The 22,121-nt window shown below is 76.1% G+C and carries 2 protein-coding genes; both read right to left on the bottom strand.

Features of this window, described 5'->3' with window-relative positions:
* Positions 1–21 precede the first annotated feature (21 nt).
* Positions 22–7,332 carry a beta-ketoacyl synthase N-terminal-like domain-containing protein gene (locus tag ACFY9E_RS38765; RefSeq protein ID WP_390993088.1) on the bottom strand — a complete coding sequence of 2,437 codons (7,311 nt, stop codon included), beginning with the start codon at positions 7,330–7,332 and terminating at the stop codon, positions 22–24.
* Complete coding sequence (locus ACFY9E_RS38760; RefSeq protein WP_390993085.1) at positions 7,329–22,121, bottom strand: amino acid adenylation domain-containing protein; 14,793 nt, start codon at positions 22,119–22,121, stop codon at positions 7,329–7,331. The genes ACFY9E_RS38765 and ACFY9E_RS38760 overlap by 4 nt, the downstream gene beginning before the upstream one ends.

Raw genomic sequence — 22,121 nt, 5'->3', positions numbered from 1 at the left:
TGGGCGGGTCCTTTCCGGAGCTCAGGAGTGCTGGGGCAGCAGGGCGAGCGCCTGCTCCACGGTGAGCCGGCTGCCGCGTACGGCGCCGAGCAGGGCTTCCAGGTCGGCGGCGCTGATCTGGCCGGCGGCCGGAGCGGCCGGGGCCTCGGCGGCGGGCGCGGCGGCGGCGGTGCGGGCCGCGACGTGCGCGGCGAGGGCCGTCAGACTCGGGTGGTCGTAGAGCACCCCCGCCTTCTCGTCGAGGCCGTACGCGTTGTTGAGGAACGCGACGAACTCGACGCCGAGGATCGAGTCGAGGCCCAGCGTGTTGAAGGTGGCGTGCACGTCGATGTCCCAGACCTCGCAGTACAGGGTCTCGGCGAGCTGCTCACGCAGGGTCTGCAGCACGGCGGCGGCGCGGTCACCGTCGGCGCGTGCGGGGGCGGGGGTCTGCGCCACGGGAACCGGAGCGGCGTTCTGCGCCACGGGAGTCGGAGCGGCGTTCTGCGCCACGGACGCGGGGGCGGGTGTCTGCGCCACGGGAGCCGGAGCGGGTGTCTGCGCCACGGACGCGGGGGCGGGTGTCTGCGCCACGGGAGCCGGAGCGGTCGGCTGTCCGCCGGTGGCCCTGGCGGCGACCTGTCGCGCGAAGGCGCTCGGTGTGGGGTGGTCGTAGAGCTCGGTGGCCTTCATGTCGGTGCCGAACCGGGCGTTCACCAGCGCCACGAACTCCACGCTGAGGATGGAGTCGACGCCGAGCGTCTGGAACGTCTGCTCCGGGTCGAGGTCGGCCGGGTCCATGTAGAGCACTCCGGCGAGCACTTCACCCACTCCCTCGGCCACCCGGTCCCTCAGGGCGCCGTCCCGGGCCGCGGCCGGAGCGGCGGCGGGAGCGGCGGCCGGGGCAGGGGCGGGCTCGGGCACGGGGACGGGAGCCGGGGCCGGGGCCGCGTCCAGCGGCCTGAGAGTGATCTTGCGGTCACGAGTCATGGAGGGCGTCTCCTGGGGCATGGTCGTGTTCGTCACGGGCACCGCCGCGTTCAGCTGACGGAGCACGGACGCGGGCGCGGGGGTGAGCACAGGGGCCGTCTTTGCCGGAGGCGGAGCGAGTGCCGCACCCGTCGGCGGCGGGGCGGGAGTGGGCGGCGTGCGGCCGAAGTCGCGCAAGTGTCCGCGGTCCGGCACCGGTTCGGGGCGAGCCGTGCCGAGGCCTTGGCGGTGCAGCCGTTCGATCTGGAGGTCGTACCAGCAGCGGACGCGTTCGAAGGGGTAGTGCGGCAGCGGTACGCGCCGTGCCCGCCTCCCGGCGCCGCAGACCTCGACCCGGTCGATCCGGCCGCCGTCGAGCCACACCCGTACCGGATCGTCGGCGGTGACCTCGGTGCGGCGCCACGGGCGGGGCCGGCCCGCCGCGACCGCGGCGAGGCCGGACAGCAGTTCCGGCATCGAGCCCGCCGCCACGGCGGCCCTGCGCTCCAGGTCGGCGCGCCCCGCCGCGAAGGTGTACGCGACGTCGGCGATCCGGACCGGCGTGCCGCGCTCCGCTGCCGCGGTCAGGTCTTCACGCAGCGCGGAGGCGTAGGCCGCCAGGGCCGTGTCGGTGCGCGCGGACAGGAACACCACGAAGCGTCCTGGTTCCTCGGCGGGGCGGGGGCCCTGCGGCGGCGGTCCCTCGACGACGACATGGGCGTTGCCGCCGCCCGCGCCGAAGGAGCTGATGCCGGCGCGCAGCGGCCGGTCGACGCCGTCGCGGGTGGTCCAGGGCGCGACCTCCTGCTGGACCGAGAACGGCACCCGGTCGAAGTCGATCTCCGGGTTCGCGGGGGTGGCGTGCAGCGACGGGACGAGTGTGCGGTGTCGCATCTGCAGCAGCACCTTGGCGAGCGCGACCGCGCCGGCCGCCGATTCGAGGTGCCCGACGTTCGACTTCACGGAGCCGATCGGCACCTCACCCGCGCCCTTGACGCCGTCCCGGGAGAACGCGGCGGTCAGGCCACGGATCTCGATGGGGTCGCCGAGCGCGGTGCCGGTCCCGTGGGTCTCGACGTAGTCGAGGTCGCCGGCGCTCAGGCCGGCGTCGCGCAGCGCCTTGGTGACGAGGTCGGCCTGGGCCCGCGGGTTGGGGACGGTGTAGCCGTTGGTCCGTCCTCCGTGGTTCGCGGCGGTCCCCCGGATCACCCCGTGGATGTGGTCGCCGTCCCGCACCGCGTCGGCGAGCGGTTTGAGGACGAACGCGCCGACGCCCTCGCCCGGCACATAGCCGTCACCGCCCGCGCCGAAGCTGCGGCAGCGGCCGTCGCTCGCCGCGAACCGGCCCTGGCCCAGCATGAAGTACTTGTTGGGGTGGATCAGGACGTTGACGCCGCCCGCGATGGCCACCTTCGAACTGCCCGCGCGCAGCGACTCGACCGCGAGATGGATGGCGGTCAGCGCGGACGAGCACGCCGTGTCGACGGCGGTGCTCGGGCCCTGGAAGTCGAAGTAGTACGAGACGCGGTTGGCGATGGACCAGTAGGCGCTGTTGGCGAGCACGTGGTTGCCGCGCAGCCGTTCCTCCGCCTCGTGCAGCTGGTACTCGCCGTACATGGCGCCCACGAAGACCCCGACGTCCTTGCGGTGCACGGGGTCGGCGGCGGTGACGAGGGTGTCCGGGGTGTAGCCGGCGTCGTCGAGGGCTGCCCAGCAGGCCTCGAGGAACAGGCGGGCCTGCGGGTCGACGGTACCGGCCTCGCGCGGGGAGATGCTGAACAGCGGCGCGTCGAAGTTCTCGACCCCCTTCACGAAGCCGCCCCACTTGGTGTACGTGCGGTCGACGCGGGACTTGTCCTGGTCGTACAGGGCCTCGGCGTCCCAGCGTTCGGGTGGCACCTCGGTGATGCTGTCGCGGCCGGCGAGGAGGTTGGCCCACAGCTCGTCGAGGCCGTCCGCCTGCGGGAAGCGTCCGGCCACGCCGATGATGGCCACCGCGCGGGCGTCGATGCCGGTGTGCGGGGCGGGCGTCCGCTCGGCCGGCGCCGGCTCGTCGCGGTGGCCGGCGTCGAGCGGCGCGGTGGACGAGGCGGGCGGCTCGGCGCTGACCGTGGCGGGCGCGGTGCCGGTGGTGCCGGTGAGGTCGGCGCACCGCTCGGGGAACTCCTCGACGAGGTGTTCGGCGAGTTCGGCGACCGTGCGGCACTCGAACAGCAGTGTTTTGGAGAGCCGGCCGAAGTCGGGTGCCAGGAGTTCCACGACCCGGATGGCGAGGAGCGAGTCGATGCCGAGGTCGTCGAAGGGCCGCTCCGGCGTGATCTGTTCGAGGGGGGTGCGGGTGGCCTCGGCGACGACGGCCCGAAGCCTCTCCTCCAGCAGGCCGCGGGCGGGTTCGGTGGCCGGGGCGGCGACGGCTGGGGCGTGGGCGGGCTCGGGCTCGGCGGCCGCCGGGGGCAGGGGGCCGGCGGCGGGCCGCCGTTCGAGGAGCGGGAACGACTCCCGCAGCCGGTCCAGATCCCCGTAGAGCACGACGGGTGCGCTCTCCTCCCCGTCCCGCTCGGGTGCGCCGAGCAGCGCTTCCAGCACGGCGATCCCGGTGGCGGAGGGCATCGGACGCATACCGAGCTCATGCAGTTGCTGCTCCGCGTCCGCACCGGTCCGCATGCCGCCCCCGGCCCAGTACGGCCAGCTGACGGAGAGCGAGCGGCCGGTGCGGGAGGCGGACTTGACGCGGCGGGCCCGGCGGGCGACGAACGCGTCCACGGCCGAGTTGGCGAAGGCGTAGTCGGCTTGGCCGGGGCTGCCGAGGGCCCCGGAGACCGAGGAGTAGACGACGAAGAAGTCGAGGGCCCAGTGGGCGGTGGCCGCGTCGAGCGCGGTGGCCGCGATCAGCTTGGCCGCCACCACGGCGGCGGCGTCGGCGGTCTCCTTGCGCAGCACGTAGGCGTCGCGCAGGGTCCCTGCGCAGTGCAGGACACCGTGGACGGGTCCTTCGGCGTGCAGCCGGTCGGCGAGGGCGCGCACGGCCGCGGGGTCGGTGCTGTCGAGCCGGTGGTACGTGACCGATCCGCCACTGCGTGCGGCGTGTTCCGCGAGCCGGGCGATCTCAGCGCCGCGCTCCCCCTCGGCCGCGGAGCGGCCGGTCAGGACGATGTGGGCGGCACGGGTGTCGAGCAGGTGGCGAGCGAGGAGCGTGGCCAGTCCGCCCATGCCGTTGATCCAGTACCGCCCGCCGCTGCGGAACGCGGCGCGGCCGGGAGCCGGGGCGTCGGTGCGGCGCAGGACGGACGTGGTGAGCGTGCCGTCGCGGGCCACGCCGAGCCAACGCGCCGCCGGGGGCCGGGTGACGGCCGCGCGCACGGCGGACGCGAGGGCGTCCGGCCCGGCTTCCGCGTCGAGGGCGAGGGCCGTCAGTTCGAATCGCGGGTTCTCCCCGGCGAGCGAGCGGCCCAGGGCGGCGACGCCGTGGCCGGTGACGGCCGCCGCGTCGTCGAGGGCGTTGGCCGGGAAGGGGACGAGGATCCGGGCCCCGCGCCGGGACAGCGGGCGCAGCAGGGCACGGAGGAGGGCGAGCAGGCGCAGGGCGTCGGCCGCGGAACCGAGGGCGCCCTGGGTGAGCGGCCAGACCACGACGGGCGGGGTGGTGCCTTCGCCGAGGCGCGCGACGAGTTCCTCGCCGGCGGCGGCGGCCCGCTCGGCGTCCTCGGGGTCGGCCAGCCGCACGGCGGCCCCTTCGAGGGGGGCGTCGCCGATGACGACGAGCGAGGCGGTTTCGCTCTCGTGCCCGTCGGCGACGTCGAACGGGACGCTCGCGGGCGCGAAGAGGTGCACCCCGGCGGGGAGTTCGGAGCTCGCGGGCATCTCGTCCGGGGTCCGTTGCGCCTCGCCCTCCGCCAGGTGTCCGGCGGCCGCGGGGCTGGTGGCGGCGGCCGGCGCGGTGGTCTCGCGCGGGACCGGGCGCAGCGCCAGGCCGGCCAGGGTGAGCACCACGGCGCCGTTCGGGCCCGCGACCGTGACGTCGTACTTGCGCACCCGTCGCCCGCCGCCGGCGAGCCGGGCGGGACGGACCCGTACCCATGCCTCGCGCGGCAGCGGGCCGTGCAGCGTCAGTGTGTCGACGGCGAACGGGATGAACGTCTCGCCGCCCAGGTCCTCGCGCAGCACACATCCGATGACGGTCTGCAGCGCGCCGTCCAGGACGTACGGGCACAGGGTGTCACCGCCGGACGGGCCGTCGGCCTCGACCCGGGCGAGCGCGCCCTCGCTGCCGTGGCGCAGTTCGCGCAGCACCTGGAAGGCGGGGCCGTAGACGACACCGTGGTCGGCGAAGTACCGGTACAGCGCGGCCGGTTCGGCCGTATCCGGGTAGGCGGCGCGCAGTGCGGCGGGGTCGAGTCGCTCCGGGGCGGCCGGGGCGTCGCCCATGAGGCGTGCCTCGGTGTGCGCGGTGTCGGACAGGACGCGGACGGTGTCGCCGGTGACGGCGGCGCGCAGGGTCACCGGTTCGGTGACCTCGACCGGCCGGTGGAAGGCGATGTCGGCGAGACCGGCCGTGGCGGGGGCGGTGCGCCGGGCGGCGGTGAGGGCGAGGTCGAGCTGGGCGGCGGCGGGCAGTACGGGCCGGCCCGCCACGACGTGGTCGGCGGCGACCGGGTCCTGCGGGCGCACGGTGCGGGCGGGGGCGGCGCCGGGCCGGGGCCAGAGGGTGCGGGCGAACGGGTAGCCGGGCAGTCGCACCCGCCGGGCCTGCGGTGCGTGCTGTTCCGGCAGGTCACCCGCGCCCGCTGCCCACGCCCGGTACTCCTCCGGCGCGGCGGGGGCGACCAGTTCCGCTCCGGCCGCGATCTCCCTGAGCGCACCGGCCAGTTCGGTCACGGAGGTGGCGCCGAGCACCGCACGGACCCGGCGCCGGCTCCGGCCCGTGCGCAGGGTGTACGCCACGTCGGCGAGCGAGTGCGCCGGCACGGCGTCGGCGAGGTCACCGGCGATGTCGCGCAGCGCGGCCTCGGTGTGGGCGGACAGCACGAACCACCGCGGGCCGTCCGCGTCGCCGTCGGTGTCCTTCGCCCCGGTCCCCGGGGCCGGCGGGGCCTGTTCGAGGACGACGTGGGCGTTGGTGCCGCCGATGCCGAAGGAGCTGACGGCGGCGCGCCGGGGCCCGTGGGGGACGGGCCAGCCGCCGGCCACGACGTCGCCGTCGGCGATGCGCAGTCCGCCGGCGCCGCGCAGCGCGCGGTTGGGCTCCGAGAACGGGGTCTGGCGCGGCACGGTGCCGTGCTCGAGCGCGAGGACCGCCTTGACGACGCCCGCGATCCCGGCGGCGGTGTTGAGGTGGCCGAGGACCGCCTTGACCGAGCCGACGGCGGCGGGGTGCGGGCGCTCGCCCCCGTAGACCCGTTCCAGCGCGGCGAATTCCACCGGGTCACCGAGGTGCGTGCCGGTGCCGTGGGTCTCCAGGTAGCCGACCGAGTGCGGGTCGGTGCCCGCGACGGCCAGGGCCTCGCGGATCACGGCCTCCTGCCCTTCGGGGGACGGCGCGTGGTAGTCCATCTTGCGGCCGCCGTCGTTGTTGACGGCGCTGCCCCGCAGCACGGCGCGCACCGGGTCGCCGTCGCGCACCGCGTCGGCGAGGCGGCGCAGGACCAGGGCCCCGCCGCCGTTGCCGAAGAGGGTGCCGTCGGCGGTGTCGTCGAAGGGGCGGCACTCACCGCTCGGCGAGAGGATCATGCCGGGTGCGGCCAGGTATCCGGCCTGCGGGAAGTGCAGGGAGGCGGCGGCCACCACGGCGAGGTCGCACTCGTGGCCGAGCAGGCCCTCGGCGGCCAGGTGCACCCCGACGAGCCCGCTGGAGCAGGCGGTCTGCACGGTGAGGCTGGGGCCGGTGAGGCCGAGCTTGTAGGAGAGGCGGGTGGCGGCGAAGTCCTTGTCGGAGGAGGAGAAACGGATCATGCCGGCCGCGTCGAGTTCGGTGATGCCCACGGGCGGCTGCACCGGCTGGCCCACGGAGACGTAGGCGGCTGTGCGCAGCCCGGTGCGGTCGGGGGCGAAGCCCGCGTCCTCCAGGCCGTGCCAGGCCACCTCCAGGAGCAGTCGCTGCTGCGGGTCCAGCCACTCCGCGTGCTGGGCGCTGTAGCCGAAGAACTCGGCGTCGAAGGCGTCCGCGTCGGCCAGGACGACCCCGGCGGGCACGAACTCCTCGCGTGCCACGGTGTCGGGGTCGTGCCCCAGACCGATCAGCTCGGCCTCGCTGTAGCGGCGGATGCCGGACCGGCCCTCCTCGAGCAGCCGCCAGAGCCGGCTGACGGAGGTCGCGGGCCCGAACCGGCAGGCCATGCCGACGACGGCGATGGCGTTGGGGTCGATACCGGGGGCGTCGTGGGTCATCGTTCGTCTCCGAGTCGGAACGCGCGCCGCAGCTCACGGCGGGAGGGTCGGTCGGGTGCGGCGGCGACCTCGACGGGCCCGGGCGGGCCGGCGCCGAGCCGTGCGGCGAGGAGGCCGGCGATGTCGTCGACGGTCGGCCGGGCGAACAGGTCGGCGAGTTCGATGCGGGTGTCCGGGTACGCCTCGTCGAGGCGCGCGAACAGCTTCCCGAGCAGCAGGGAGTTGCCGCCGATGTCGAAGAATCTGCGGTCGCTCGGAACGTCGTCGGTTTCCAGTACCTCGCGCCACAGGGCGAGGACGTGGTCCCGCAGCCGGGCCGTGTGCACGGCCGGGGCGCCGGCGGGCGCGTCGGTGGGCGCGGCAGGCGCGTCGGGGGCGGGCGTCCGGAGCGCCTCGGGGTGCCTCCTCGGTGGGAGGTCCTGGGTGGCCCGCCGGACGGCTTCCCTGCGGTCGACCTTGCCGTTGGGCGTGAGCGGCAGTGTCTCGGCCGCCTCGAGCCGGTCGGGCAGCATCCACAGCGGCAGTGTCGCGGAGGCGAAGTCACGCAGTTCGGCGAGGCTGGGCAGGGGCGTGCCGGCCCGGGGCACGGCGATCACCAGGAGACGGGCCGAGGAACCCTCGCCGTGTACGGCCAGGACCGCGCGGGCGAGCGCGGGGTGCGCGCTCAGCACCGCCTCGATCTCGCCCAGTTCGACCCGGTGGCCACGGATCTTGACCTGGCTGTCGGCCCGGCCGAGGAAGAGCAGCCGCCCCTCCTCGTCGCGGCGCACCAGGTCCCCGGTGCGGAACCAGCGTCCGCCGCCGGCCGCGCGGACCGGGTGTCCGGTGAAGCGCTCGGCGGTGAGGCCGGGCTGCCGCCAGTAACCGTGGGCCACGCCCGCCCCGCCGATCCACAGTTCGCCCGGCTCCCCCGGCGCCGGGGCGCGGTGCCCGTCGACCTCGGTGAGGACCAGCTCCGTCGCGCCGATCGGCTCGCCCAGGTGCACGGGCCCCGCTTCGGTGACGCGCGCGATGGTGGACCAGATGGTCGCCTCGGTGGGGCCGTAGACGTTCCACAGGGTGCCGGTGCGTTCGACGAGGGCGGTGGCGAGGTTGCGCGGCAGGGCCTCGCCGCCGCACAGCGCGATCAGTCCGCTCGCACCGCTCCAGCCGCCCTCGACGAGCAGCTGCCAGCCGGCCGGGGTGGCCTGCATGGCGGTGATCCCCCGGGTTTCGACGAGCCGGGCCAGTCGCCGGGCGTCGACGACGTCGGCGCGTTCGGCGACGACGACGGTGCCGCCCACCAGGAGCGGCAGGAACAGCTCCAGGACCGAGATGTCGAAGCACACCGTGGTGACGGCGAGGAGCCTGCCGGGCGCGTGCTCGTCGATGCCGACGGTCGCCGCGATGGCCTCCAGGGTGTGGACGACGTTGCCGTGCGTGACACCGACCCCCTTGGGCGTGCCGGTGCTGCCGGAGGTGAACATCAGGTACGCGAGATCGGTGGGCGCGGCAGGGGTGCCGGCCGGCGCGGTGGGGTCGCCGTGGACGTCCGCCGGGTCGACGATCGTGAGTCGCCGCGGCAGCAGCCCGGCCAGGTCCCGGTCGGCGAGGGCGACTTCGCAGCCGGCTCCCTCGACGACCATGGCCAGCCGCTCGCTGGGGTAGGAGTCGTCCAGCGGGACGTAGGGGCGGCCGCTCTTGAGGATGCCGAGGAGCACGGCGGGCAGCCGCGCGGAGCGGTGCATCAGGACGGCGACGGGCCGGCCCGGTTCCGCCGTCGCCTCGACGCGGCGGGCCACGGCGTCGGAGAGGGCGTCGAGTTCGGCGTAGCTGAGGCGCTCGTGGTGGTCCTCGACGGCGGTCGCGTCCGGGCACCGCCGCGCGGTGGCGGCGAAGCGCGTCACGAGGGTGCCCGCGGCCGGGTCGAGCAGGTCGCCGACCCGGCCGCCGGCCGTGGCCCGGACACCGCCCGCCAGTTCGACGACGGTGCGGCGCAGGTCGTCCACGAAGCGGTCCACGGCGGCGCCATCGAGGACGGCGGTGCGGTGGTTGGCGAGGATCTCGACACCGTCGGGGGTGTCGGTGACCTCCAGGCCGAGATCGAAGTGGCCGCGCTGGCCGCGCCGGTGCACCGGCTCCCATCCGTCGGGGGTTCCCGCGCCGTCGTGCTCCCAGTTCTGGTAGGCGAGGGTGACGGTCGGCAGGGCGTCGTCGCCGTGTGCGGCGCGGCACAGCGCGGCGAAGCGCGGGTAGGGCAGTGCGGCGTGCCGGAGGGCGTCGCGCACACCGCGGCCCAGGTCCTTCAGCCAGTCGGCGAGCGGGCGTGCGGGGTCGAGGTCGATCCGCACCGGCACCGTGTTGACGAAGCAGCCGACGGTGGCCTCGTCGTGCGCGGAGCCGCGCCCGTAGGTGGGGACGGCCACCAGGAACGAGTGGTGGCCGGTGGCCCGCGCCAGGGCCACGGCGAACGTGCCGAGCAGCGCGGTGAACGCAGGTACGCCGGCGGCGCGCGCGATGTCGGCGAGCGCGCGGGACAGGGCGCTGGGCAGACCGTATTCGCGGTGGGCGCCGGCCGCGCCGGCCCGCTCGCCGCCCCCGGGGAAGAGCACGCCGGCGGGGGTGCCGCCCTCGGCCAGTCGTGCGCGCCAGTGGCGTTCGGCTTCGGCGCATTCGGCGGCCGCGGCACCGTCCCGTTCGCGGCGCAGCGCCGCGGCCGGCGAGCCGGGGACGGGCAGCGGGGCCGGCACCCCCTGGCTGTGCGCCGCGTACAGGGCGGCGAGGTCGCGGCCCAGCAGGTCGGCGGAGCGCCCGTCCACGGCGATGTGGTGCGTGGTCAGCTGGAGCACGGGGCGCCGCTCCCCCGCGACGTCCCAGAGAACGGCCCGCAGCAGCGGCTCGGCGGAGACGCGCAGCCGGCGGTCGGCCTCCTCGGCGAGGGCGCGGTCCAGCGAGTCGGCGTCGACGGTCCGGGTGACGAGTTCCGGGGTGTCGGGGGCGGGCACGAAGGCGGGGCTCGCGTGGTGGGTACGCACGCAGCAGCCCAGCACGGGGTGACGCCGCACCAGATCCGCGACGGCGGCCCGCGCTGCCTCGCGGTCGGCGCCGGCGGGCAGCCGCCAGGACAGCGAGATGTTGTACGGCGCGTGCGGCGCGGCGGCCTGGTCCGCGGCCCACATGCCCACCAGACGGTCGGGCAGGGCGACCGGGAAGGTGTCGGCGGCCGAGGGTTCGGCCGGAGGTTCGGCCGGAGGTTCGGCCGAAGGCCCGGTCGCGGGCGCGGTGGCGGCCCCGGCTGCGACGACTGCCGTCAACCGGGCGCTGTGCGAGAGGAGCAGTCGTTCGGTCAGGTCGCGCAGGCCGTTGCTGTCCAGGAGCACGGACAGCGGTACCCGGCCGAGGTCGTCCTCCAGGAGCCGGGCCAGGCGCATCAGGGCGATGGAGTCGACTCCGTAGTCGGCGAGGGGTGTGTCCGGATCGAGTTCGCCGGCCTGACGGCCGACGGTGTGCGCGACGCGTCCGGTGATCCAGCGCAGCGCCGCCTCCGGCAGCCCGCCGGCAGCCGGGGTGGGACTGGGTGCGGGGGCGGGAGCGGGGGGCGCCTCGTGGTGTACGTCGTGACGTACGCGCAGGGCCCGGTCCCACACCGTGGCGTCGCCTGCCACCAACGCCGCGTACGGCACCGGGGCGTGTGGAGCGGCCTCGTCCAGCAGAGGCCATACCGAGCGCAGGGCCGCGCGGGTGGCGACCGGTCGCAGTCCGTAGTCGCCGGCCAGGTAGGCCAGGGTCTCCGGCTCCGGCGCCATGCCCGCGTCCGCGAGGACCGGCCAGCCGACGGACAGGGTGCGGCCGGGCCGGCCCGCCGCTGTGCGGCAGGCCGCGAAGCCGTCGAGGAACCCGTTGGCGAAGGCGTAGTCCGACTGCCCCTGGTTGCCGACCAGCGCGGCCAGCGACGAGGCCACGACGAAGAAATCCAGCGGGTGTCCGGCGAGCGCCGCGTCCAGGCGCAGGGCGCCCAGCACCTTGGCCCGGCACACCTCCTCCACCGCCTCGGGCGTCTTGCAGCGCAGGAACCCGTCGCGCAGCACGCCGGCCGTGTGCACGACGCCCCGCAGCCGCACGCCCTCCTGTGCCAGCCACCGCACCAGACCCGCGACATGGTCCGCGTCGGCGACGTCGCAGCGCCGGTAGGTGACCGAACCGGCCCGGCGCAGCTCCCGCAGCGCCGCGTCGTCCGGCTCCGAACGCCCCACCAGCACCAGGCGTGCCCCTGGGACACGTGCCAGGATGTCGGCGGCGACGTGCCGGCCCAGCCCGCCGAGTCCGCCGGTGACCAGGTACGTCGCCTCGGGGCGGAGCGGGGGGCACGCCGTGTCGGGCTCAGCCGGGGCCGAGGCCCCGAGCGGGCTCAGCACCGACACCCGGCGCCCCGCGGCCCCCAGGCGCACCCAGTCGGCGCCTTCGGCGGGCAGCATCGCCTCGGCCACCAGATCCGCGACGTCCGTGCCGGCCCCGCCCTCGTCGAGGGTGACCAGCCGCAGCGCGAAGCGGCCGGTCTCGCCGGCGACGGTCCGCGCCAGGCTGTGCAGACCGTGCACCAGCGGCGCGATGCCGCCGTCCGGTTCGGCCCGGGTCACCAGCAGGACCCGGGCGCCGTCCAGGGCGCGGCTGCGGACGAACGCCCGCAGCAGACCGAACACGGGGGCCAGCGTTCCGTCGGCGAAGCGGGTCCACTCCCCCGTCACGTCGTCCGGGGACAGCGGCGCGATGCCCAGTCGGCTCGCCGCAGCGCCGTGTGCGAGGTCGACCAGGACCACCCCGGGGGTCCCGGTGCGCCGGGCCGTCGCCGCGAGGGTCTCCTCATCGCAGGCCGGCCCCCACCCGAGGGTGGCCGCGGCCCCTTCACCCCACCCGGGCGCCGCGTCGCCGACGATCCACAGCGGTGTCCCCGGCGGGGCCTGGGCGTCGTCGTCGACCGGTGCCGGCCGCCAGTCCATCCGGTAACCGGCGACGGGTACCGGGGCCGGCACGTCGTCGGCCGTGGTCCCGGCCCGCGGGGCGGTCGGCCGGGAGCCCGCCGCCACCCGGATGCGGAAGCCGGTCACCTCGGCGAGCACGTCGCCGCTGTCCGGGTCGATGAGGTTCATGTCGAAGACGTGGATCCCGGCCGCGTCGTCGCGACGCACCCGGCGTGCGTGCACATAGGCGCGGCCGGTGACCGGCTGGTGGACCGTCAGCAGGCCCAAGGACAGCGGCCGCAGCGTGCGTGCGCTTCCGGGCTCCTCGGCGAACAGCAGATACGCGGCCGTCTGGCACGCCCCGTCCAGCAGGGCGGGATGCACGACGTGACGGCCGTCCGGGTCCTCGCCGTCGGTGAGCCGCAGCTCCGCGGTGACCTCCTCGCCCTGCGCGACGGCGCGCCGCACGGTGCGGTACAGGGGGCCGTAGGCGAATCCCTGGGACGCGAACAGCCGGTAGAAGTCCTCCTGGCCGACGTCGCCCAGGTGGGCGTCGAGCTCCTTGGTCCGGTAGACCAGGACCTGCCGCACCGGCCCGGGCGCCGGGTCGGCCCAGCCCTGGGCGACCACGGTGTCGGCGACCACCGTACGGAAGCGTCGTGAGCCGCGTTCGTCGGGCTCCTCCAGGACGGTGCTGACCGTCATCGGCAGGCCCTTGGCCGGCCGGGGCCAGACGAGGTCGCGCAGGACGGTGCGGTACGGGTCCTCGCCCGCGCCGAGCAGCGCCTCGTGCACCAGCTGGGGGTGGAACGCCCCGGGCAGCAGCGGTTCACCGTCCACGACGTGGTCGGCGACCCAGTGCGAGGCGCCGCCCAGGCGGGCGGTCACGGTACGGGAGGCGGGCACCGTCAGGGTGTCGGTGAGCGGCATCGGGGAGGTGGCGGCCTCGGGCAGGGTGCAGCGGACCCGGGCGAACGGCGTGCCGGGCAGAGGAACGCGCCGCCCGCCGGCCCGTCCGGTGTAGGTGCCGTCGGCGACCCAGGCCCGGGCGGCGGCGTCCGCGCCGGGTGCCGCCGGCGCGGTCAGCAGCGCCGGGTGAGCGGCCCCTTCGGCCAGCGCCCGCAGCGCGGCGCGCAGCTCGGCCGGGTCGTGGGCGGTGACGGCGGCCCGGCAGGGGCCGTGGTCGCGGCCCATGTGCAGGGTGTGGGCGATGTCGGCGAGGTCGAGGCCCTCGACTGCGGCGGCGAGCGCGCGGGCCGTGTCGGCCAGTCGCCCGGCGTCCGGCGCCGCGAGCGGGATCAGGACCGGGCCGGAGGGCCGGGGCGTCGTCGGCGGGGCGGTGTGCCGCCCGGCGTACTCCTCGAGGACGACATGGGCGTTGGAGCCGCCCGCGCCGAAGGAACTGACGGCCGCGCGGCGCGGGACGCCGCTGCCGGGGTCCCAGGGCTCGGCGGCAGTCTGGATGCGCAGTGCGGTGCCGTCCAGGCCGAGCTTGGGGTTGGGCCGCTCGGCGTGCAGGGTCGGCACCAGGTGCGCGCGCCGCAGTTGGAGGATGGTCTTGGTCAGTCCGGCGATGCCGGCGGCCGCCTCGGCGTGGCCGATGTTGGACTTGACGGAGCCGACCCGCAGCGGGCCGTGGGTGCCCGATTCCTCGAAGGCCAGGGCGAGGGCGCGCAGTTCGACCGGGTCGCCGAGTTCGGTGCCCGTGCCGTGCGCCTCCAGATAGCCGACGCTCGACGGGTCGACGCCGGCGCGGCGCAGCGTGGCGCCGATGAGGGCGGCCTGGGCGCGCGGGTTGGGGACGGTGTAACCGCCGGTGCCGCCGCCGTGGTTGAGGCCGGTGCCGCGGATCACGGCGTGGATCGTGTCGCCGTCCGCCTCAGCCCGGTCGAGGCGCTTGAGAACGACGGCGCCCGCGCCCTCACCGGGCACGAAGCCGTCGCCGCCCGCGCCGAAGGCCCGGGTGTGCTCACCGCGCGAGGGCATGCCGAGGGCGCACAGGCCGGCGAACCGGTCGGGATGCAGATACAGGTTGACGCCACCGGCGAGCGCCAGGTCCGCCTCGTCGCTCTCCAGTGCCCGGCAGGCCAGGTGCAGGGCGGTCAGCGATGACGAGCACATCGTGTCGACGGTGAGGCTGGGGCCGCTGAGGTCGAAGACGTGCGAGACACGGTTGGCGACGGACGCGGCGGCCGTGACGGCGTACTCCGGGTTGTCGGCGCCCGCGGCGCGGGCATCGCGCTGGGCGAGCAGGTGGCTGTTGGCGGTGACGCCGGCGAAAACCCCGACGCGCGGCCCGCCCTGGGTGCCCGCGAGGGTGTGCCGGGCGTAACCGGCGTTCTCGAAGGCCTCCTTGGCGATCTCCAGGAACAGCCGCTCCTGCGGGTCCATCAGGGCGGCGTCCCGTGGGGTGAGGCGGAACATCGCCGGGTCGAACGCGTCGATGCCGTCGACGAAGCAGCCCCAGCGGGCGTATCCGCCGCCCAGGGTGCGCGCTGTGCGCCAGTCCCACCGCTCGGCGGGCACCTCGCGTACGGGGGTGCGCCCGGCGTTCAGAAGCTCCCAGAACGCGTCGAGGTCGCGGGCTCCGGGATAGCGTCCGGCGAGCCCGACGACGGCGATGGCGTCGGCGCGGGTGGCCCGGTCGGGGTGCGCCGGGACGGGCGCCGCCGGTGCCACGCGCGGCTGCGCGACGGGGCGCGTGGCCGACTCGCTCGGTACGGCTTCACCGCGGCCGGTCCCGGCCGGCGCGGGCAGCAGCCGGACCGGTGCGAGATGGCGTGCCAGCGCCCTGGGGGTCGGGTGCTCGAAGAGCAGGGTCGAGACGACGGCCCGCTCGGGGAACATGCCGCGCAGCCGCTCGCAGAACTCCTCGTTGAGGAGAGAGTCCACGCCGAGTGCGGGGAAGTCGGTGTCCGGGTCGAGCCACGCGTCGTCACGGGCGGTCAGTTCGGCGACCAGCCGCAGCACGTCCGTCAGGGGACCGGTGTCGTCGTCGGCTCCGGGCGAAGGCTCGGCGGCGTGGGCCGGCGCGGCGGCATGGGCCGGCGCGGCGGCGGTCGGACCCGTGGCACCGCGCCCGGCCAGCATCGCGGCCAGCTCGTCGACGGTCCGGTGCTCGAACAGCGCGGTCGCGCCCACCGGTCCGTACCGGCGCGACACCGCCTGGACCAGCTCCATGTTGAGCAGCGAGTCCACGCCGAGTTCCTGCCAGGGCAGATAGCCGGGCACCTCGGCATCGGCGTCACCGAGCAGGTCGCGTACGACGGCCCGCAGTCCCTCGGCGATGTCCTCGGCCGAGGAGCCGGCCGCGGCGGCCTCGTCGCCGGCGGTGGGGGCGCCGGGCGGCAGGCAGGTCAGCAGCGCCACGCACCCCGGGGCGTCGTGCAGACGGCCGACGTCGGTGAGGCGCCAGCCGTGCTCCTCCAGCAGCGAGCGCCAGCGCGGCACGTCGAGGAGCGGGCCGTGCGGCATGCGCCGGTCGGTGTCGACGTAGCGCCACCAGCCGTCCGTCAGGCCGAAGGTGAGGGTGTAGACGGCGGCCGGGGCCACCATCTCGACCAGCAGCAGCCGTCCGCCCGGGGCGAGCAGCCGCCCGATGTGGTCGAGCGTGCGGGACAGGTCGCGGGTCGCGTGGATCACGTTGCTCGCGACGATGAGGTCGGCGGCGGCGGCGGGGAAGCCCTGGGCCTCGGGGTTCTTCTCGATGTCGAGGAGGCGCGGCCGGACGCGATCGCCGAAGCGGCGGCGTCCGTGCTGGAGGAAGGCCGGGGAGACGTCGGTGTACGTGTATGCGGTGCCCCGCACGCCGCGGGCGTCCAGCGCGGCGAGCGCGGCGCCGGTGGTGCCGCCGACGCCCGCGCCGATCTCCAGGACACGCGGTGCGCTGAGCGTCGCGGCGGCGGCGGCAAGGGCTGCGGCGGCGTCTGCGTTGACCGGGTCGAAGAGCTGGTTGCCGCTGTAGACGGCGGTGACGCCGCTCAGGTCGCCGCCCGGGAACAGGACGGCGGTGACGGGGAGTTCGCCCCGCAGGACGGGCCCGTAGGACTCCATGACCCGGTCGAGGAGGGTGAGGTGCCCGGCCAGGTCGGGGTGGTCGGCGAGCAGGGTGTCGCGGATCCGGTCCAGCTCGGCCCGCGTGGGGACGCCGAGACCCGCCGCGGCGTGCTCCGCGAGGAGTTCGAGGATCGCGGCGAGCAGTCTGCGGTGCTCCGGTACCACCGCGAGCAGCGCGGACGCCTCCTCCGTGCCGGTGCCGGGCCGGGCGGCGAGTGCCGGTGCGAGACCCAGCTCCGTCATCCGATGGGCGAGCGCGCCCCGCGCGTACGCCTCGAGCCGGTGTGCTGCGTCCCGGTCGTCCTGCGGGGCGGCGGGCGTGGGGGGCGCGGTGAGCGGGCGCAGCGGCTCGGGGTCACCGCCGAGCACGAGGGACTGCGGTCGGTTGCCGGACATGCCCGCTTCCAAGGCGGCCACTCCCCTTTCCGGTACGAATGCGGTGATGCCGGGATATTCGCGTGCGACGTGCGCGCTGTAGCGACGGGCCAGACCGGTGCCCTGCCACAGGCCCCAGTCGAAGGTGCGGACGGCGAGGTGGGGGTCGCCGTCCACGGCGGTGGCGTAGTGGTCGAGGAAGGCGTTGGCGGCGGCGTAGTTGAGGCCGCCGACGCTGCCGAAGAGACCGGCGGCGGAGGAGAACAGAACGAGCGTTGCGGGCCGGCCTGCCGGGCGGGCGCGCAGGGCGCGGCGCAGGGCCAGGACGGCGGTCACCTTGGTCGCGAGGACCTGGTCGAGGTCCTCCGGGCGGAGTTCGGCGAGCCGCGCGGGGCTGATCGAACCGACGCTGTGCACCACGCCGTCCGGTTCGCCGAACGCGGCTCGGCAGGCGGCCAGGGCCCTCTCCACGGCGGTGGGTTCGGTGATGTCGGCGCTCAGGTACCGGGCCTGTGCGCCCCGTTCCGTGAGCTCGCCGAGCAGGGCGGTCGTGCGTTCGTCCGCGGGTGAGCGTCCGACCAGCAGCAGCCGTGCGCGGTACCGGCGCGCGAGGTGCCGGGCCACTTCCGCACCGATGCCTCCGGCGCCGCCGAACAGCAGGTACGTCCCGCCCGTGACGAAACCGTCGCCGGTGGCGGCGGGGGCAGGGGCGGGGCGGTCGGCGTAGACCTGGCGCAGGCGCCGCCCGCCGCGCAGGGCGATGAGCGGCACGGACCGGGCGCAGGGTTCGGCCAGGGCCGCGGTGACCTCGGACGGCCCGGCGGTGGCGTCGAGGTCGACGGCGGCGGCGGTGAGGCCCTCGATCTCGCCGGGCAGTGTGCGGACGGCGCCGAGCAGGGCGCCCTGGAGCGCCGCGCCGGGCGCCGGGGCGCCGCCGTCCGGGTCGGTGAGGCCGACGGTGACGAGGGTGAGGCGCGCGGCGTCGAGTGTTCGTGCCACGGTCAGCAGGGCTTCGAGCCGGCCGCGCAGCTCGCGGATCCCCGCCGTGTCCTCGCCCCAGCGGGAACCGTCCACGAGGAAGGCGACGTGGTCGGCGCCGCGCACGGCCTCGGCGAGACCGGGTGCGTCACTGCTCACGGTCCGCACGCCGACGCCCTCGACGCGGTGCGTGCCGGCCGTGTCGTGCACGAGCACGACCCCGCCGCCCGCTCCCGCCCCGGGCGGGAGCGGCCCCCGCGGCTCCGGGCGCCACTCGGGCACGAGCACCCGGACGCCGTCCGCTTGCGGGGCGGACGCGTCGTGCGGCTCTTGCGGCACGGGGGCGGGAAGGGACGTGGGCGTCGCGGCGTGCAGGCGTAGCCCGCGGACGCGCAGGACGGGGCGGCCGTCGGTCTCCGCCTCCAGATCCACGACGGTGTACGAGGCGCCCTGCGCGGTGCGGCGGACCCTCAGGTCCGCCTGGTCCGGGACGAGGCCGGACCACTCCACGTGCTCGGCCGCCGCGGCGACCTGGGAACCGGAATGGTCCAGCAGGGCGCAGGAGGTCTGCAGCGCCGCGTCCAGCCATGCCACCCGCCGGGTCCGCGCGTCCGTGGTGGCCGGGGCGACGAGCCGGGCGACGGCCTGCGCGCCCTGGCGGCGCACCTCGCGTACGACGTCGTACACGGGCCCGGTCACGACGCCGTTGCGTGCGAGGGCGGCGGCGAGGTCGACGTCCCGCGCCGGGCCCTGAGGCGGCTCGGCGGACATCGGTGCCGCCGGGCCGCTCGCGCGCACGGCGAGGGCGACGACGGTGCCCTCGTGCTCGATGCTCACCCGCACGGTGCCGCCCGTGTCCTCGGTCGTGCGCAGCAGACGCACCGAGCCGCCTTCGGGCACGGCCACCGGCCGCTGGAAGCGCACCTGCTTCAGGGCGACGGGGCCGCCGTCGGCGAGCGCGTCGATCAGGGCGGCGCCCGGCAGCGTGGTCAGACCACCGACACGGTGTTCGGCCAGCGGGTCGCCGTGGCCGACGACGTAGCCGTCACCCGGGGCGGCGGCCTCGGTGCCGGGCAGCCAGTACGAGTGGCGCTCGAAGGGGTAGGGAACGAGCGGCACGCGCCGCGGGAGCGGACCTTCGGGCAGTCGCGCCGCCCAGTCCGCGGCGCTCGTGGCGGCGCCGTCGAGCCAGTCGCGCAGCCACGGGTCGTCAGGCTCCGCCTGGGTGCCGTGGGTGACGAAATCCTCTGCGAGACGGACCAGTTCGGGCAGGTCCGCGACGACGAACAGGGCCCGGTGCGGCAGATGACGGCGGCCGGACTGCAAAGTCCAGGCGATCTCGTCGAGCGAGGGCGCGGCGGGCGCGGCGACGAGTTCGGCGAGACGGGCGGCCAGCCGGGTCAGCGAGCCGGGCGTCGCGGCCGACAGCGGCACGGCGAACGGCCCGTCCCCGGGGACGTGCGTCCCGGGAAGCGGCGGTGCCTCCTCCAGGACGACGTGCGCGTTGCTGCCACCGAACCCGAACGCGCTCACGGCCGCCCGGCGCGGCGCGGCTGCGGTCCCGGCCGGCCAGGGCACCGGCCGCGTGGCGACCCGGGCCGGGGTCCCCTCCAGTTCGATGTGCGGGTTGAGGCGGGTGAAGCCCGGCGTACCCGGTATCAGCCCGTGCCGCAGCACCTGGACCGCCTTGACGACGCCGGCCAGTCCCGAAGCGCCCTCCAGGTGGCCGATGTTGGCCTTTGCCGAGCCCACCCACACCCGGCCCTCGGGCCCCGCGGCGCGCGGGGGCGTGTCCTGCCCGCCGGCGGTGAGCACCTCGCGGAAGGCGTCCAGCTCGATCGGGTCGCCGAGCGGGGTGCCGGTGCCGTGCGCCTCGAGGAAACCGAGGTCGGCGGCGCGCAGGCCGGCCCGGTCGAGCGCGGTGCGGATCAGCCGGCTCTGCGCGCGGGGGTTGGGGGCGGTCAAGGCGGCGGCGCGACCCCCGTGGTTGACGGCGGTGCCCCGGATGACGGCGAGCACGGGGTCGCCGTCGGCGACGGCGCGGCGCAGCGACTTGAGGACGAGCCAGCCCGCACCCTCGCCCCGCACGAACCCGTCGGCGTCCGCGTCGAACACCCGGCTGTCCCCCGCAGGCGAGAGCATGCCCGCCCGGCGGTAGGCGCGGGCGTTGAATCCGTTGCTGAGCAGGTTGGCGGCACCGGCGAGCGCGACCTCGCACTCGCCGGAACGCACCGCGGCTTCGGCGAGGGCCAGCGCGGTGAGCGCACCGGAGCAGGCGGTGTCGACGGTGATGCTGGGCCCGGTGAAGTCGTACAGGTGGGAGATCCGGTTGGCGAGGAAGGCGGGGAACGTGCCGGTGGTGGCGTATCCGTCGGCCGAGGCGGCCCGCTCCACCAGTCGCTCGCGGTAGTCGTAGCTGCACGCGGCGGCGTACACACCGACGGGGGTGCCCGCGAGGGTGTCGGGGGCGAGCCCGGCGTGTTCCAGGGCGTGCCAGCTGAGTTCCAGCAGGGCGCGCTGCTGGGGGTCCATCGAGGCGGCCTGGCGGGGAGTCACGTCGAAGAAGGGCGCGTCGAACTGGTCGATGCGGTCGAGCAGTCCGGCCCGGAACCCTTCGGGCACCTCACCTGCGAGCCGTCCGTCCCGCACGGCCCTGATGTGGCACTCCCCCGCGCTCAGCAGCCGCCAGAAGGCCTCGACGTCCACCGCCCCCGGCACCTTGCAAGCCATGCCGATGACGGCGACGGCGTCTGCGTCGCCGGCCGCGACGCCCGTGGCCGTGGCGTCGTCCGTGGCCGCACCGGACGCGGAGGCGGGCGCGGATACGGAGGCGGGCGCCGGAGCAGACACGGCCGCCGGAGCAGACACGGGCGCCGGGGCAGACACGGGCGCTGGGGCAGACACGGCCGGAGCAGACACGGCCGGGGCCGGTGCGGCAAGCGGCCCCGGCGCGGCAAGGGCCGGCGCGGCAAGGGCCGGCGCCGACGCGGGAACGGGTTGCTCATCCCGCGGCCGGCCGGGCAGCTGCGCCGCCAGTTCCTCGAGCGTCGGATGGCGCCAGACGGCGGTGGCCGGCAGCTGTGCACCGAAGGCGTCCCGGGCCTCGCGGATCAGGCGCAGGGCCAGGGCGGAGTCGAGTCCCTGCTCGCCGAGCGGGCGGGCGGGGTCTGCGGGATGCCCGAGGACCTCGGACGCCAGGGCGACGAGCCGGTCCAGCACACCGGGTGCAGGGGTCCGTTCCTCGTCGCCGGGCTCGGCCGCCGCGGCGTGCGCCGGCACCTCGGGGGCGGTCGCGGGCCGGCCCGTGCCGTGCCCGGCCGCCGTCAGGGAATCGGTCACGGCGTCCAGGTAGGCGGAGGCGTCACGCCCGTTGAGCACCGTGTGGTCGAAGGCGAGCACCATCCTGCGCGCGGCGCCCGAACCGGTGTCCTCGACCGCCCCCAGGAACAGCGTCGCCACGGCCGGCGGCACGACCACCGGGACAGCGAGGGTCGGCCCCCGGTCCCCCAAGTGGGAGAGCATCAGAGTGACCCGGCCGTCGGCCTGCGACCGGCCGTCGAGCGCGTCCTCGACCGCCCGCGCGTAGTGCGCGTCGAAGTCCTCGGCCGGGAGCGCGTCGGCCTGGCGCACCACGGCGACGGTGAGGTCCGCGTCGTCGGTGGCCACGGCGATCCCGAGGTCCACGTGCTCGTACACCCGCAGGGTGCTCTCGTCGAGCCGCCGTGAGCGCAGCCGGGCCGCTTCGGGGGCCGCCGCGCAGCGTGCCGCGTGATGGGCGAAGGCCTGGAAGAGGGTCGAGAAGCGGGCGCCGCGGTGCTGTCGCAGGGCACGTTGCAGCGTTTCCTCGTCGACGAGCGCGGCGACGACCGCGGGGACCACCTGGTCGCGGGCCCCGAGCAGGGCACGGTTCAGTGCGCGCTGCCGGTCGGACTGGGTGACGTCGGTGAATCCCTCCTCCGCCCCTCCCTCGTCCCGCTGGGCGACGTAGCGCTGCAGATCGGCCGGCATCAGGCTGGTGCCCGCCGCCGGAATCGTCGGCAGCAGGTCCTCGTCGATGCCGAGCCGGCGGGCGTGGGCCCGGGTGCGCGGAGGAATGCGCCGGGTCCCGGCGGGCTGCCGCCCGGGCACGCCCCGCACGGACGCCCCGCAAGCCGCAGGTTCGTCGGACGCGATCGGCCCGGCCGGGCCGGGCTGCCGCCGATCCGCCACGATGCGGCCCACGGCGCCGCCGATCGGCACGGTGTCTCCGGTCTGCACGAGCCAGTCGTCGAGGAACCCGGCCACCGGGGACTCGATCTCGACGGCGGCCTTGTCGTGCTCCATCTCGTAGACGACCTCGTCCTTGGCGACCGCGTCGCCCGGCCGCTTGAGGAAGCGGACGATGCGCACCTCGACGATCCCTTCGCCGAGGCGCGGAACGGACAGCACCGTTTCCGTGGTCAT

It is taken from the genome of Streptomyces sp. NPDC012466 (genome assembly GCF_042955215.1).
Classification (GTDB): Bacteria; Actinomycetota; Actinomycetes; order Streptomycetales; family Streptomycetaceae; genus Streptomyces.
The sequence above is the reverse complement of the archived record's forward strand: the minus strand, read 5'-3'. Positions and strand labels throughout refer to the sequence as shown.

Excerpts from the sequence above, each read along its gene's own strand:
- ACFY9E_RS38760 (WP_390993085.1), bottom strand. The coding sequence starts at position 22,121 with ATGACCACGGAAACGGTGCTGTCCGTTCCGCGCCTCGGCGAAGGGATC.
- ACFY9E_RS38765 (WP_390993088.1), bottom strand. The coding sequence starts at position 7,332 with ATGACCCACGACGCCCCCGGTATCGACCCCAACGCCATCGCCGTCGTC.